At 65.6% G+C, this 14,418-nt stretch carries 14 protein-coding genes; 10 read left to right on the top strand and 4 right to left on the bottom strand.

Annotated features, from left to right (window positions below):
* Positions 1 to 47 precede the first annotated feature (47 nt).
* On the bottom strand, positions 48 to 908 hold the full coding sequence (locus AC25M7_RS06635) for a glycine betaine ABC transporter substrate-binding protein (protein WP_028690858.1): 861 nt from the start codon (positions 906 to 908) through the stop codon (positions 48 to 50).
* A gap of 216 nt (positions 909 to 1,124) precedes the next feature.
* Here AC25M7_RS06635 and AC25M7_RS06630 point away from each other — a divergent pair, with 216 nt between their 5' ends.
* Positions 1,125 to 2,678 (top strand): glycoside hydrolase family 17 protein, encoded by a 1,554-nt coding sequence (locus AC25M7_RS06630; RefSeq protein ID WP_069017453.1) that lies wholly within the window; start codon positions 1,125 to 1,127, stop codon positions 2,676 to 2,678.
* Between the two features lie 59 nt (positions 2,679 to 2,737).
* On the opposite strand, the gene AC25M7_RS06625 is transcribed toward AC25M7_RS06630, so the two are convergent.
* Complete coding sequence (locus AC25M7_RS06625; RefSeq protein WP_062361469.1) at positions 2,738 to 3,112, bottom strand: hypothetical protein; 375 nt, start codon at positions 3,110 to 3,112, stop codon at positions 2,738 to 2,740.
* Positions 3,113 to 3,328: 216 nt separating this feature from the next.
* Here AC25M7_RS06625 and AC25M7_RS06620 point away from each other — a divergent pair, with 216 nt between their 5' ends.
* Entirely contained in the window at positions 3,329 to 4,627 is a 1,299-nt protein-coding gene (locus AC25M7_RS06620) for an alpha/beta fold hydrolase family protein (protein WP_028690861.1), read from the top strand.
* A complete protein-coding gene (locus AC25M7_RS06615) occupies positions 4,620 to 5,435 on the top strand; it encodes an MlaA family lipoprotein (protein WP_028690862.1) in 816 nt (271 codons plus the stop codon). The genes AC25M7_RS06620 and AC25M7_RS06615 overlap by 8 nt, the downstream gene beginning before the upstream one ends.
* Positions 5,436 to 5,575: 140 nt before the next feature.
* Here the strand turns inward: AC25M7_RS06615 and AC25M7_RS06610 are convergent, their stop codons facing one another.
* Both AC25M7_RS06610 and AC25M7_RS06605 read right to left on the bottom strand, forming a co-directional pair.
* A complete protein-coding gene (locus AC25M7_RS06610) occupies positions 5,576 to 6,724 on the bottom strand; it encodes a patatin-like phospholipase family protein (protein WP_088851808.1) in 1,149 nt (382 codons plus the stop codon).
* 75 nt (positions 6,725 to 6,799) lie between these two features.
* Complete coding sequence (locus AC25M7_RS06605; protein ID WP_088851807.1) at positions 6,800 to 7,735, bottom strand: lipid A biosynthesis lauroyl acyltransferase; 936 nt, start codon at positions 7,733 to 7,735, stop codon at positions 6,800 to 6,802.
* Positions 7,736 to 7,835: 100 nt separating this feature from the next.
* Between AC25M7_RS06605 and minC the strand changes: the two genes are divergently transcribed.
* The 7 genes from minC to AC25M7_RS06570 all read left to right on the top strand — a co-directional run bounded on the left by minC (position 7,836) and on the right by AC25M7_RS06570 (position 14,404).
* Positions 7,836 to 8,597: a septum site-determining protein MinC gene (gene minC, locus AC25M7_RS06600; protein ID WP_028690865.1), complete on the top strand. Its 762-nt coding sequence runs from the start codon at positions 7,836 to 7,838 to the stop codon at positions 8,595 to 8,597.
* 96 nt (positions 8,598 to 8,693) lie between these two features.
* Positions 8,694 to 9,506, top strand: coding sequence for a septum site-determining protein MinD (minD, locus tag AC25M7_RS06595; protein WP_028690866.1), 813 nt, complete (start codon positions 8,694 to 8,696; stop codon positions 9,504 to 9,506).
* A 3-nt stretch (positions 9,507 to 9,509) separates the two neighbouring features.
* The gene (minE, locus tag AC25M7_RS06590; RefSeq protein ID WP_011532731.1) at positions 9,510 to 9,764 is read left to right on the top strand and encodes a cell division topological specificity factor MinE; all 255 of its coding nucleotides are present in this window, start codon (positions 9,510 to 9,512) and stop codon (positions 9,762 to 9,764) included.
* 112 nt (positions 9,765 to 9,876) lie between these two features.
* Positions 9,877 to 10,512, top strand: a complete 636-nt coding sequence (locus tag AC25M7_RS06585) for an RluA family pseudouridine synthase (protein ID WP_028690867.1) — start codon at positions 9,877 to 9,879, stop codon at positions 10,510 to 10,512.
* A 90-nt stretch (positions 10,513 to 10,602) separates the two neighbouring features.
* Positions 10,603 to 11,892: a M18 family aminopeptidase gene (locus tag AC25M7_RS06580; RefSeq protein WP_028690868.1), complete on the top strand. Its 1,290-nt coding sequence runs from the start codon at positions 10,603 to 10,605 to the stop codon at positions 11,890 to 11,892.
* Positions 11,893 to 12,032: 140 nt separating this feature from the next.
* Entirely contained in the window at positions 12,033 to 12,203 is a 171-nt protein-coding gene (locus AC25M7_RS06575; RefSeq protein ID WP_167388396.1) for a hypothetical protein, read from the top strand.
* A gap of 44 nt (positions 12,204 to 12,247) precedes the next feature.
* Complete coding sequence (locus AC25M7_RS06570; protein ID WP_088851806.1) at positions 12,248 to 14,404, top strand: mechanosensitive ion channel family protein; 2,157 nt, start codon at positions 12,248 to 12,250, stop codon at positions 14,402 to 14,404.
* The last annotated feature ends 14 nt before the right edge of the window (positions 14,405 to 14,418 follow it).

Below are 14,418 nucleotides of genomic sequence, written 5' to 3'. Positions count from 1 at the left end.
GCCGGCTTGCCGGCGAAAGGGCTGCACGGCAGCCCCATCTCAAGCCATCACTTGCCGGTCCACTCCTTGACCCGCTCCGGATGCTTGGCCAGCCAGTCCTTGGCCGCGGCCTCCGGCTTGGCGCCTTCCTGAATCGCCAACATCACTTCGCCGATCTCGTCCTTGGACTGCCACTGGAACCTCTTCAGGAACTCGGCCACTTCCGGCGCCTTGCTCGCCAGCTCCTTGCTGCCGATGCTGTTGACCGTCTCGGCGGCGCCGTACACGCCCTTGGGATCCTCGAGGAACTTGAGCTTCCACTTGGCGAACATCCAGTGCGGTACCCAGCCGGTCACGGCGATGGACTGCTGCTTGGCGTAGGAGCGGCCCAGCTCGGCGGTCATCGCCGCGCCGGAACTGGCCGTCAGTTTGTAGCCGGTCAGGTCGTAGTCCTTGATGGCCTGCTCGGTCTTGAGCATGACCCCGGAGCCGGCATCGATGCCGACGATCTTGTTCTTGAAGCTGGCATCGGTCTTGAGGTCGGCGATGCTGTTGGCCTTGACGTACTCGGGGACGATCAGGCCGATCTTGGCATCCTTGAAGTTCGGTCCGTAGTCGACGACGTTGTCCTTGTTCTTGGCCCAGTACTCGCCATGGGTCACCGGCAGCCAGGCCGAAAGCATGGCATCGAGCTTGCCGGTGGCCACGCCCTGCCACATGATCCCGGTGGCCACGGCCTGCAGCTTCACGTCATAGCCGAGTTTCTGCCTGATCACTTCGGCGGCCACGTTGGTCGTGGCCACGCTGTCCGACCAGCCATCCACGTAACCGATGCTCACTTCCTTGGCCATGGCCTGCGCAGTGCTCATGGTCAATACCAGGGCGGCGCCCACACTCAGGAAACGTCGTACTCTTGTAAAAGTCGCCATCAAAGCATCCCTCGTCAGGTCTTGGAGAGAGCATCATCGACCTGCCCCCGCGCACGACCTGCTCTGTCAGCGACCTCCAGCGAACGATCAGCGACAGCACTGTGCCATTAACGCCATGGCACTCGATCGACCTGCGCGATCCTTGCATGCCAAAGGCTTGGCGCCGGTCATTTGCGGCTATCATCTAGCCCTTTGTGCTTGACGACGGACTGCCCGATGCCCAGTAACACCCGACTGCTCCTGCCTGCGTACCTGCTCGCCTGCCTGCTCGCCCTTGGCGGCCTGTGGGCGCTCTGGTACGGCCTCGGCAAGCCGGTGCACCTGCCTGATGCAGCGAGCCCGACGCACAAGCTGCAGTGCGCGTCCTACACCCCCTTCGACAAGGACCAGTCGCCGTTCGACCAGCCGTTTCGCCTACGCCCGGCGCGCATGGACGCCGACCTGGCGTTGCTGAGCGAGCGATTCCAGTGCATCCGCACCTATTCGATGACCGGCCTTGAGGCAATCCCGGCGCTGGCCCGCAAGCATGGCCTGAAGGTGATGCTCGGCGCCTGGGTCAACGCCAACCCGGTGGACACCGACAAGGAAGTCGAACGGCTTATCGCCGCGGCCAATGCCAACCCCGACGTGGTCAGCGCGGTGATCGTCGGCAACGAGGCGCTGCTGCGCAAGGAAGTCACCGGCGAGCGCCTGGCCGGGCTGATCGAGAAAGTGAAAAGCCAGGTCAAGGTGCCGGTGACCTACGCCGACGTCTGGGAATTCTGGCTGCAACACCCGCAGATCGCACCGGCGGTGGACTTCCTCACCATCCACCTGTTGCCCTACTGGGAAGACGACCCGCGTGGCATCGATGCGGCGCTGGCCCATGTGGCCGAGGTGCGCCAGGTATTCGGCAACCGCTTCGCGCCCAAGGACGTCCTGATCGGCGAGACCGGCTGGCCCAGCGAAGGACGCCAGCGCGAAACCGCCGAGCCGAGCCGGGTCAACGAGGCGCGTTTCATCCGCGGCTTCGTCGCCTTGGCCGAAGCCAACGGCTGGCGCTACAACCTGATCGAGGCATTCGACCAGCCCTGGAAACGTGCCAGCGAAGGCGCCGTGGGCGGCTACTGGGGGCTATACGATGCCGACCGCCAGGACAAGGGCGTGCTCGAAGGGCCGGTGAGCAACCTGGCGTTGTGGCCGCAGTGGTTGCTGGCCAGCGTGTTGCTGATGCTGGCGACCCTGACCCTGGCCGGGCGCCCGGCAAGCCGCCGTGCCGCCCTGCTGCTGCCGTTGCTGGCGGCCCTGGGTGCCGGCAGCCTGGGGCTGTGGGGGGAACTGATGCGCACCAATGCCCGCTTTGTCGGGGAGTGGCTGTGGGCGGGTGCCCTGGCTGGCTTGAACCTGTTGGTGCTGGCCCACGGCGCACTGGCCCTGGCTCGTCCAGACGGCTGGCGCCAGCGGCTGTTCACCTGGCTCGAGGCGCACGCGGGCACCTGGTTGCTGGCGGCGGGATTCGCCGCGGCAGTGAGCATGCTGGCGATGGTGTTCGACCCGCGTTATCGCAGCTTTCCCAGCGCGGCGTTGCTGTTGCCGGCGGTGGTCTATCTGCTGCGACCGGTGCCGGCGCGGCGGGCGGAGGTGGCGTTGCTGGCCTTTATCGTGGGCGCTGGAGTGGCACCGCAGTTGTTCCAGGAAGGGTTGGCGAATCGACAGGCATGGGGCTGGGCGGTGGTCAGCGTGTTGATGGCTGGCGCGTTATGGCGAAGCCTCAAACTGCGCTTGGCGTGAACCGATTGCGAGGACTTCGTCCTCGATTCGCCGGCAAGCCGGCTCCCACAGGCCAGGCGTCATGCCCTGTGAGAGCCGGCTTGCCGGACCAGCCGCAATCCCGCCAATACCACGGCAAACACTGCGATGCTCGCGGTATAGAGCACCAGTGCCGGAATCCCGAACAGCAGCGCCAGCGCCGCCAGCCACCACCCGCCTCGGCCAGACGTCAGTTGGCTGAGCAACGCCAACCCCAATGCCCCCCAGGCAATGGCCTGGAAATGTATCCCCAAGCCCAGCAGCGAACGCGCCTGGCATTGCCAAACCTCTCCCGGCACGCTGCACAGCCCGACCCACCGGGCATCCTCCATGAGCCCATAACGCACGCCATAACTGGCGGCCAGCCACAAGGGCAGGAACAGCAACAGGGCAACGACCGGCCACCAACGCGCCATGCGGATCTCCAATAGCGGTAATCTAAGCATTGCATGATCGCCCACGGGCCGCGACAAGGCAAAATCATGGCCCTGCAGCTATGTTGCACAAGACAAATGTTGTCCGGCGCGGCAACATCTTGTGCGACGAACGACAGGGCAACGGGCAACTTTGTCCAACACGCCGTGGTCCTAGCCTGCATATTGCACGACCTTGCGTTTTCCTTGGGGGACTACATGCTTCGATCTTTGCGCCTCGCCGCCCTGCTCGGCGGCCTGCTCCTGGCTGCGGCCGCATCGGCGCGGGATATCGACGCGGCGAGCTACGGCTATCCGTTGACCAACCCGTTCGAGGCGACCATCGCCACCACGCCGCCTGAACAGCGCCCGACGCTGCCCAGCGACGACGATATCGACCAGGCCGACTACAGCCTTACCCTGCGCCCGGAGCGCGAGTTCACCCTGCCCGACAACTTCTGGTCGGTGAAGAAACTGCGCTACCGCCTGGCCAAGCAGGACCACGAGGCGCCGTTGATCTTCTTGATCGCCGGTACCGGCGCGCCCTACTCCAGCAGCATCAACGAGTACCTGAAGAAACTGTTCTACCAGGCCGGCTACCACGTGGTGCAGCTGTCATCGCCGACCAGCTGGGACTTCATGAGCGCCGCTTCGCGCTTCGCCACTCCCGGGGTGACCAGCGAGGACGCCAAGGACCTGTACCGGGTCATGCAGGCGGTGCGCGCCCAGCAGGCACGCCTGCCGGTCAGCGAGTACTACCTCACCGGCTACAGCCTCGGGGCGCTGGACGCGGCGTTCGTCAGCAAGCTCGACGAAACCCGCCAGAGCTTCAACTTCAAGCGCGTGCTGCTGCTCAACCCGCCGGTCAACCTGTACACCTCGATCACCAACCTGGACAAGCTGGTGCAGACCCGGGTCAAGGGCATCGACCGCAGCACCACCTTCTATGAGTTGATGCTGGAGAAACTGACCCGTTACTTCCAGGACAAGGGCTACATCGACCTCAACGAAGCGCTGCTGTATGACTTCCAGAAGTCGCGCCAACACCTGTCCAATGAACAGATGGCCATGCTCATCGGCACTTCGTTCCGCTTCTCGGCCGCCGACATTGCCTTCACCTCCGACCTGATCAACCGCCGTGGCCTGATCATTCCGCCTAAGTTCCCGATTACCGAGGGCAGCAGCCTGGAGCCGTTCTTCAAACGGGCGCTGCAATGCGACTTCGACTGCTATCTGACCGAGCAGGTGATCCCCATGTGGCGGGCGCGCACCGACGGCAACAGCCTGCTGCAACTGGTCGACCAGGTAAGCCTGTACGCGCTGGAGGACTACCTGCGCGCCAGCCCCAAGATCGCCGTGATGCATAACGCCGACGACGTGATCCTCGGCCCCGGCGACATCGGTTTCCTGCGCCGGGTGTTCGGCGAACGGCTGACGCTCTACCCCCATGGCGGCCATTGCGGCAACCTCAACTACCGCGTCAACAGCGACGCCATGCTGGAGTTCTTCCGTGGTTAACAGACTGCTGCTCGTCACCGCCCTGCTCGCCAGCGGCTGCGCCCTGGCCGAGGAAGTCGCGCCGCGTGCCAGCGTGGTCGAGGCCGACAAGACCGAAACCCTGACCGTGGAGGCCGACGGCTTCGTCGATCCGCTGCGCGAACTCAAGTTCAACCCCGGCCTGGACCAGCGCGAGTTCGAACGCTCGACCCTGGCCGCGCTGAACATCTACGACCCGCTGGAGTCGCTGAACCGGCGCATCTACCACTTCAACTACCGCTTCGACCAGTGGGTGTTCCTGCCGGTGGTCGATGGCTACCGCTACGTCACTCCCAGCTTCGTGCGCACCGGGGTGAGCAACTTCTTCAACAACCTGGGCGACGTGCCCAACCTGTTCAACAGCGTGCTGCAGCTCAAGCCCAAGCGTTCAGCAGAAATCACCGCGCGGCTGATGTTCAACACCATCATCGGTGTCGGCGGCCTGTGGGACCCGGCGACCAAGATGGGGCTGCCCCGGCAGAGCGAGGACTTCGGCCAAACCTTGGGCTTCTACGGGGTACCGGACGGGCCATACCTGATGCTGCCGATCCTCGGGCCATCGAACCTGCGCGATACCACCGGACTGGTGGTCGACTACGTGGGGGAGAAGGAGATCAACTACCTGAACGTGCCCGACACCGCCAGCGACCACCCGGAGCTCACCGTGCTGCGGGCGGTGGACAAGCGCTACAGCACCAACTTCCGCTACGGGCAGACCAACTCGCCGTTCGAATACGAGAAGCTACGGTATGTGTATACCCAGGCGCGCAAGTTGCAGATCGCCGAATAAGCGCTGTGGGAGCGGCCTTGCCGAGGCGTCGGACCGGTCGGAAAGGGCCGCAAAGCGGCCCCGGCAATCTTGAACCGGGCACACATCCTGGGGCTGCTTCGCAGCCCTATCGCGACGCAAGGCCGCTCCCACAGGAGTGTTCAGCCAGGCAGTCCGAGGAACTGACACAGCTCCCGTTTCTTGGCCAACGCATCCTTGCGCCCCAACTCGATCAGTTCGCTGCAATAGCTCGCCTCGAACAGCAGGTAGCTCAGCACCCCCGCACCGCTGGTCTTGGTAGCGCCAGGCCCACGCAGGAAAAGCCTCAGCGCCGCTGGCAGCTCGCGCCGATGACGGGCGGCGATCTCGTCCAGCGGCTGGCTGGGCGCCACCACCAGCACCTCGATCGGCGCCAGCCCCAGGCGCCGGGCGTCCAGGTGCGCCGGCATCAGGTGGCTGAGATGGTTGAGCCGCTGCAGCAACTCGATATCGTCCTCGAGACTGTCGATGAACGTGCTGTTGAGCATATGCCCGCCGATCTGCGCCAGGCTCGGCTGCTGGCCGCTGAACACGCGCTGGGTGGGCAAGGGCGGCGCCGGGCGCTGGGGGTTGCCACTGACGCCGACCACCAGCACGCGGCTGGCGCCCAGGTGCAGGGCCGGGCTGATCGGCGCCGACTGGCGCACCGCGCCATCTCCGAAGAACTCATCGCCCAGGCGCACCGGCGCGAACAACAGCGGGATCGCCGAGCTGGCCAGCAGGTGGTCGATGGTCAACGGCGTGGGCATGCCGATGCGCCGGTGGCGCAGCCAGGGCTCGATGGTGTCGCGCCCCTGGTAGAAGGTCACCGCCTGGCCGGACTCGTAGCCAAAGGCGGTCACGGCAATGGCGCGCAACTGATTGGCCGCCAGGGAGTGGGCGATGCCGTCCAGGTCCAGGTGCTCATGCAGCAGGCGGCGCAGCGGGCGACTGTCGAGCAGCGCCACCGGCACCTGGCCGCCGAGCCCCAGCAGGTTGTGGCCGACGAAGCGGCTGGCCTGGCGGATCACCCCGGGCCAGTCGCTGCGCAGCACCAGGTGGCTGCGAAAGTTCTGCCAGAAGGCGGTCAGGTGCTGCACCGATTCGGCGAAGCGGGTAGCCCCGCTGGCCAGCTTGACGGCATTGATCGCGCCAGCGGAGGTACCGACGATCACCGGGAAGGGATTGGCCGCCCCAGGGGGCAGCAGCTCGGCGATGCCGGCCAGCACGCCGACCTGGTAGGCCGCGCGGGCACCGCCGCCGGAGAGGATCAGGCCGGTGGTTGAGGTCATTGCTCCTCCCTGGAATCAGTGCTTGCCAGTGACCGCCCTATCGCGGGGCCAGCCCGCTACCACGCGGCCCCAGTGTCATTTTTTCTTCTTGTCGTACAGCCGTGGCTCGCCCTCGGGCCGCGACTTGAAGCGCCGGTGCGCCCACAGGTACTGCTCCGGGCACTCGCGCAGCACGCCCTCTACCCACTGGTTGATGCGCAGGCAGTCGGCCTCCTCGGTTTCGCCGGGGAAGTCAGCGAGCGGCGGATGCACCACCAGACGATAGCCGCTGCCGTCCTCCAGGCGCCGCTGGGTGAACGGAATCACCCGGGCCTTGCCCAGCCGGGCGAACTTGGTGGTGGCGGTGACGGTGGCCGCGGGAATGCCGAACAGCGGCACGAAGATACTCTGCTTGATGCCATAGTCCTGGTCCGGCGCGTACCAGATCGCCCGGCCCTTGCGCAGCAGCTTGAGCATGCCGCGCACGTCGTCGCGCTCCACGGCCAGTGAATCGAGGTTGTGGCGCTCGCGACCGCGGCGCTGGACGAAGTCGAACACCGGGTTGCCGTGCTCGCGGTACATGCCGTCGATGGTGTGGGCCTGCCCCAGCAGCGCGGCGCCGATCTCCAGGGTGGTAAAGTGCACGGCCATGAGGATGGCACCCTCGCCTTCGCGCTGGGCGGTCTGCAGGTGCTCGATGCCCTCGATGTGGGCCAGGCGCGCCAGCCGGGCCTTTGGCCACCACCAGCTCATGGCCATCTCGAAGAAGGCGATGCCGGTGGAGGCGAAGTTTTCCTTGAGCAGATATTGCCGTTCGTCGCCGGACAGTTCGGGGAAACACAGCTCGAGGTTGCGCGCGGCAATGCGCCGGCGCTCGCCGGCTACCCGGTACATCACCGCGCCCAGGGCGCGGCCCAGGCCCAGCAGGGCACGGTACGGCAGTTGGGCGACCAGCCACAGCAGGCCCAGGCCCAGCCACAGCCCCCAGAATCGCGGGTGGAGGAAAGAGGATCGAAAACGCGGGCGTTCCATTGAAGCTTCCGGCAAGACATGAGCCCGGCATTCTACATCGGTTGCGGGCAATCGGTCTTATCGCTATAAGTCAGGGCACTTTTTTCGCAACAAGCCGTCTATGCAGACCATGAGCCCCAACCAGACACCCGACAACGCCCCCGTGTTCCAGCTCAAGGGCAGCATGCTTGCCATCACCGTGCTGGAACTGGCGCGCAACGACCTCGAATCCCTCGACCGCCAGCTGGCGGCGAAGGTGGCGCAGGCGCCGAATTTCTTCAGCAACACCCCGCTGGTGCTGGCCCTGGACAAGCTGCCCCATGACTCGGGCGCCATCGACCTGCCCGGGCTGATGCGCGTGTGCCGTCACCATGGCCTGCGCACCCTGGCGATCCGCGCCAGCCGCATCGAGGACATCGCCGCGGCGATCGCCATCGACCTGCCGGTGCTGCCGCCGTCGGGTGCCCGTGAACGCCCGCTCGAGCCCGAACCGGAAGCGAAGAAGCCCGAACCCGCGCCAGCTCCGCCACCGGCGCCGGCCGAACCCGAGGTGCGCCCGACCCGCATCATCACCTCGCCGGTGCGCGGCGGCCAGCAGATCTACGCCCAGGGCGGCGACCTGGTGGTGACAGGCTCGGTCAGCCCCGGCGCGGAACTTCTCGCCGATGGCAACATCCATGTGTACGGCGCCATGCGCGGCCGCGCCCTGGCCGGTATCAAGGGCAACACCAAGGCGCGCATCTTCTGCCAGCAGATGACCGCGGAAATGGTCTCCATCGCCGGCCAGTACAAAGTGTGCGAAGACCTGCGCCGCGACCCGCTGTGGGGCTCGGGCGTGCAGGTCAGCCTGTCCGGCGACGTGTTGAACATCACCCGTCTTTAACGGATACTTGCCGGCATTTTTAGCGCAACTTTTTTCCCGTTGCCGTTTTTTGTATTTGCAGGGACACGCGTCCCGTTTATTTAGGGGTGAAACACCTTGGCCAAGATTCTCGTCGTCACTTCCGGCAAGGGGGGTGTGGGCAAGACCACCACCAGCGCCGCCATCGGTACCGGCCTCGCACTGCGCGGCTACAAGACTGTCATCGTCGACTTCGACGTCGGCCTGCGTAACCTCGACCTGATCATGGGCTGCGAGCGCCGCGTGGTGTACGACTTCGTCAACGTGGTCAACGGCGAGGCCAACCTGCAGCAGGCCCTGATCAAGGACAAGCGCCTGGAGAACCTGTTCGTGCTGGCCGCCAGCCAGACCCGCGACAAGGACGCCCTGACCCAGGAAGGCGTGGAAAAGGTCCTGATGGAGCTGAAGGAAACCTTCGACTACGTCATCTGCGACTCGCCGGCCGGTATCGAGAAAGGCGCGCACCTGGCAATGTACTTCGCCGACGAAGCCATCGTCGTGACCAACCCCGAGGTGTCCTCGGTACGCGACTCCGACCGCATGCTGGGCATCCTGTCGAGCAAGTCGCGCCGCTCCGAGAACGGCGAGGAGCCGATCAAGGAACACCTGCTGATCACCCGTTACCACCCCGAGCGCGTCGAGAAGGGCGAAATGCTCAGCATCGCCGACGTCGAAGAGATCCTGGCGATCAAGCTCAAGGGTGTGATTCCCGAGTCGCAAGCCGTTCTCAAGGCCTCCAACCAGGGCATCCCGGTCATCCTTGACGACCAGAGCGATGCCGGCCAGGCGTACAGTGACACCGTCGACCGTCTGCTGGGCAAAGAGAAGCCCCTGCGGTTCATCGACGTGCAGAAGCAAGGATTCTTCGCGCGTCTGTTTGGAGGCAAGTAAACCATGAACCTTTTTGACTTCTTTCGTGGCAGACAGAAACAGACCAGCGCGTCGGTAGCGAAAGAGCGTCTACAGATCATCGTGGCGCACGAGCGCGGCCAGCGCAGCACCCCGGACTACCTGCCCGCCCTGCAGAAGGAGCTGGTCGAGGTGATCCGCAAGTACGTCAACATCGGCAACGACGATGTGCAGGTGGCGCTGGAGAACCAGGGCAGCTGCTCGATCCTGGAGCTGAACATCACCCTGCCCGAGCGCTGATCTTTCAGTAGCTCAGGGTTACCTTGTGGGAGCGGGCTTGCCCCGCGATTGCCTCCAATGGCCGTCGCGGGGCAAGCCCGCTCCCACAATGCTTTGCAGAGAACACCTGAACATGCCGCTGTCGAACATCCAGATCCTTCACGAAGACGCCGCCATCCTGGTGATCAACAAGCCGACCCTGCTGTTGTCGGTGCCGGGCCGCGCCGAGGACAACAAGGACTGCCTGATCACCCGCCTGCAGGAAAACGGCTACCCGGATGCCCTGATCGTCCACCGCCTGGACTGGGAAACCTCGGGGATCATCCTGCTCGCCCGCGACGCAGACAGCCACCGCGAGCTGTCGCGCCAGTTCCACGACCGCGAGACCGAAAAGGCCTATACCGCGCTGTGCTGGGGCCAACCGACCCTGGACAGCGGCAGCATCGACCTGCCGCTGCGCTATGACCCGCCGACCAAGCCGCGCCATGTGGTCGACCATGAACAGGGCAAGCACGCCCTGACCTTCTGGCGCATCGTAGAACGCTGCGCCGATCATTGCCGGGTCGAGCTGACACCGATCACCGGGCGCTCGCACCAGTTGCGCGTGCACATGCTGTCGATCGGCCACCCGCTGCTGGGCGACCGGTTGTACGCCAACCCCGAGGCGCTGGCGGCCCATGAGCGGCTGTGCCTGCATGCGTCGATGCTGAGCTTCACCCACCCGGTATCTGGCGAACGCCTGAAGTTCGAGTGTCCGGCGCCGTTCTGATTACTCGAGCCGTATAGTGCCAGCAACAGGGCCGGCACAAATTTTCGAGCAGTTACGCTAAACTCGCGCCACTGCTGTCTGGAGTGACTTATGCGCGATGCCCTGAATGCCGGCCTGATCGAATTCCTCAAGGCCTCCCCGACGCCGTTCCATGCCACCGCCAGCCTCGCGCAGCGCCTCGAGGCCGCCGGCTACCAGCGTCTGGACGAACGCGACAGCTGGGCCACCGTGCCCGGTGGTCGCTACTACGTGACCCGCAACGATTCCTCGATCATCGCCATCAAGCTCGGCAAGCTCTCGCCGCTGCTGGGCGGCATCCGCATGGTCGGCGCCCACACCGACAGCCCGTGCCTGCGGGTCAAGCCGCAGCCCGAGCTGCAACGCCAGGGCTTCCTGCAACTGGGCGTGGAAGTGTACGGCGGCGCCCTGCTTGCCCCTTGGTTCGACCGCGACCTGTCGCTGGCCGGCCGGGTCACCTTCCGCCGTGATGGCAAGGTGGAGAGCCAGCTGATCGACTTCAAGCTGCCGATCGCCGTAATCCCCAACCTGGCGATCCACCTCAACCGCACCGCCAACGAAGGCTGGCAGATCAACCCGCAGACCGAGCTGCCGCCGATCCTGGCCCAGGTGGCCGGCGACGAGCGCGTCGACTTCCGCGCCCTGCTCACCGAGCAACTGGCCCGCGAGCACGACCTCAACGCCGACGTGGTGCTCGACTACGAGCTGAGCTTCTACGACACCCAGGACGCCGCGTTGATCGGCCTGAACGGCGACTTCATCGCCGCCGCCCGCCTGGACAACCTGCTGTCGTGCTATGCCGGCCTGCAGGCCTTGCTGGGTGCCGACAGCGACGAGACCTGCGTGCTGGTGTGCAACGACCACGAGGAAGTCGGCTCCTGCTCGGCCTGCGGCGCCGACGGCCCCATGCTCGAGCAGACCCTGCAACGCCTGCTGCCCGAAGGCGACGACTACGTGCGCACCATCCAGCGCTCGCTGATGGTCTCGGCCGACAACGCCCACGGCGTGCACCCCAACTACGCCGACAAGCACGACGGCAACCACGGGCCCAAGCTCAACGCCGGCCCGGTGATCAAGGTCAACAACAACCAGCGCTACGCCACCAACAGCGAAACCGCTGGGTTCTTCCGCCACCTGTGCATGGCCGAGGAAGTGCCGGTGCAGAGCTTCGTGGTGCGCAGTGACATGGGCTGCGGCTCGACCATCGGCCCGATCACCGCCAGCCACCTGGGCGTGCGCACGGTCGACATCGGCCTGCCGACCTTCGCCATGCACTCGATTCGCGAACTGTGCGGCAGCCATGACCTGGCGCACCTGGTGAAGGTGCTCAGCGCCTTCTACCGCAGCCGCGAACTGCCCTGACGGCCAACCCGCTCCCACGCGGCCCCGTGGGAGCGGCGGTGTGCCGACGCGCCTTGCCCACCGCCTGCCCCCGGTCAATCCGCCTCGCTTGCAAAGCGCTATGCTTGATACATGGCCCCCAAAACAGAAGGATGCTGTTCATGTCATCGCCGTTCCTGTCCCTGTTCGTGCCGGTGTTCCTGTTCCTGATGCTGCTGACCATCGGCTTCAGCCTGCGCGAGCGCAATGTCGGCGTGTTGATGATGTGGATCGGCACCCTCGGCATTTTCGGCCTTACCTGCTGGAAGATCCTCGAGAAACTGCCGTCGTAAACCACTACACTCGGGCAAACGTTTGACCTGAGGTAGAGTTTCCGGTGCCAGCCCTCCTGCGTTGCATCACGCTGCTGTTCCTGCTGTTCATCACCCCGGTGCACGCCGCCGGCCTGCCGGGCCTGCTCGGTTCCAGCACACCCGCCCAGCCCGAAGCCAGCGAACCGCTGGGCAAGTCGCTGGACGAGGTGATCAAGAGCCTGGAGAACGACCAGCAACGGGCCAAGCTGCTGGCCGACCTGAAGAAGCTGCGCGACGCCAGCAAACAATCGCAACCCACGGTCGAACAGGGCGTGCTCGGCCTGATCGGTGGCGCCCTGCACGATTTCGAGCAGCAGTTCAGCGGCGATGCCAGTCCGTTCAAGCGCTGGTCGCTGGAAATCGACCAGGCGCAGGATGAGTTGGCCGCGCTGGTGGTGCCGGTGCACCAGTGGCCGGCGATCCTGTTCGGCTTTGCCGGGGTGATCCTGGTCTGGAGCCTGCTGGCCTACACCTTCAACTGGATCGGCCACCGCGTGCGCCTGCGCTTCGGCCTGACCGAGGAACTGCCCCAGCACCCGCGTACCTGGGACCTGGTGCGCTTCGCCCTGCGCAAGCTGGGACCGTGGCTGGTGGCGCTGGTGTTCACCGTGTACCTGAGCTTCGCCCTGCCCTCCTCGCTGGGCAAGTCGATGGCCATGGTGCTGGCCTACGCACTGGTGGTCGGCACACTGTTCTCGGCGATCTGCGTGATCGCTTTCTCGCTGCTCGACGGCCCGCATCGCCACCGCGCCCTGCATATCCTGCGGCACCAGGCGTTCCGCCCGCTGTGGCTGATCGGCAGCTTCGCCGCGTTCGGCGAGGCGATGAGCGACCCACGCCTGACCACTGCCCTGGGCAGCCACCTGGCCCACGCCCTGGCCACCCTGGCCAATGTCGTCGCGGCGCTGTGCACCGGGCTGTTCATCCTGCGCTTTCGCCGCCCGATCGCCCACCTGATCCGCAACCAGCCCCTGTCCCGACGCCTGACCCGGCGCACCCTGAGCGACACCATCGAGCTGCTCGGCAGTTTCTGGTACCTCCCGGCGCTGATCCTGGTGGCGATCTCGCTGTTCGCCACCTTCGTTTCCGCCGGCGACACCAGCACTGCCCTGCGCCAGTCGCTGATGTGCACGGTGCTGGTAGTGGTGTGCATGGTGCTCAACGGTCTGGTGCGGCGCCACGCCGCCAAACCCCGGCGCGCCAACAAGCGCCAGGCGGTCTACACCGAACGCCTGCGCAACTTCGGCTACGTGCTGGTGCACCTGTTCATCTGGCTGGTGTTCATCGAGCTGGGCCTGCGCGTCTGGGGCCGCTCGATGATCAGCTTCGCCGAGGGCGACGGCCATGAAGTGAGCCTGCGCCTGCTGGGCCTGGCCGGCACGCTGATCGTCGCTTGGCTGGTGTGGATCCTCGCCGACACCGCCGTGCACCATGCCCTGGTGCGCTCGCGCCGCGGACTGGCCAACGCCCGGGCACAGACCATGATGCCCTTGATCCGCAACGTGATGTTCGTGGTGATCTTCATCATCGCGGTGATCGTCGCCCTGGCCAACATGGGCATGAACGTCACCCCGCTGCTGGCCGGTGCCGGCGTCATCGGCCTGGCCATCGGTTTCGGCGCCCAGTCGCTGGTGGCCGACCTGATCACCGGGCTGTTCATCATCATCGAGGACTCGCTGGCCATCGACGACTACGTCGACGTCGGCGGCCACCTGGGCACGGTCGAAGGCCTGACCATCCGTACCGTGCGCCTGCGGGACATCGACGGCATCGTGCACACCATCCCGTTCAGCGAGATCAAGAGCATCAAGAACTACTCGCGGGAGTTCGGCTACGCGATCTTCCGCGTGGCCATCCCGCACAGCATGAACATCGACCAGGCCATCACGCTGGTCCGCGAAGTGGGCCAGAAGCTGCGCAACGACCCGCTGATGCGCCGCAACATCTGGTCGCCGCTGGAGTTGCAGGGGGTGGAGAGCTTCGAGTCGGGCTCGGCGATCCTGCGGGCGCGGTTCAAGACCGCGCCGATCAAGCAGTGGGAGGTGTCGCGGGCGTTCAACCTGGCCTTGAAGCGGCAGCTCGATGAAGCCGGTCTGGACCTGGCGACGCCACGGCTGTCAGTGCAGGTGGTGACGGCTGGCGGTGGCGGCATGGCTGAGACCGGAGGCGCTAGCAGTTAGGGCCGCTTCGCGCC

Source organism: Pseudomonas sp. P106(2024), assembly GCF_057480815.1.
This window is presented reverse-complemented; position numbering and strand designations above follow the sequence as displayed.

Excerpts from the sequence above, each read along its gene's own strand:
- AC25M7_RS06620 (WP_028690861.1), top strand. The coding sequence starts at position 3,329 with ATGCTTCGATCTTTGCGCCTCGCCGCCCTGCTCGGCGGCCTGCTCCTG.
- minE (WP_011532731.1), top strand. The coding sequence starts at position 9,510 with ATGAACCTTTTTGACTTCTTTCGTGGCAGACAGAAACAGACCAGCGCG.
- AC25M7_RS06605 (WP_088851807.1), bottom strand. The coding sequence starts at position 7,735 with ATGGAACGCCCGCGTTTTCGATCCTCTTTCCTCCACCCGCGATTCTGG.
- AC25M7_RS06630 (WP_069017453.1), top strand. The coding sequence starts at position 1,125 with ATGCCCAGTAACACCCGACTGCTCCTGCCTGCGTACCTGCTCGCCTGC.
- AC25M7_RS06585 (WP_028690867.1), top strand. The coding sequence starts at position 9,877 with ATGCCGCTGTCGAACATCCAGATCCTTCACGAAGACGCCGCCATCCTG.
- minC (WP_028690865.1), top strand. The coding sequence starts at position 7,836 with ATGCAGACCATGAGCCCCAACCAGACACCCGACAACGCCCCCGTGTTC.
- AC25M7_RS06625 (WP_062361469.1), bottom strand. The coding sequence starts at position 3,112 with ATGGCGCGTTGGTGGCCGGTCGTTGCCCTGTTGCTGTTCCTGCCCTTG.
- AC25M7_RS06635 (WP_028690858.1), bottom strand. The coding sequence starts at position 908 with ATGGCGACTTTTACAAGAGTACGACGTTTCCTGAGTGTGGGCGCCGCC.
- AC25M7_RS06580 (WP_028690868.1), top strand. The coding sequence starts at position 10,603 with ATGCGCGATGCCCTGAATGCCGGCCTGATCGAATTCCTCAAGGCCTCC.
- AC25M7_RS06610 (WP_088851808.1), bottom strand. The coding sequence starts at position 6,724 with ATGACCTCAACCACCGGCCTGATCCTCTCCGGCGGCGGTGCCCGCGCG.
- AC25M7_RS06575 (WP_167388396.1), top strand. The coding sequence starts at position 12,033 with ATGTCATCGCCGTTCCTGTCCCTGTTCGTGCCGGTGTTCCTGTTCCTG.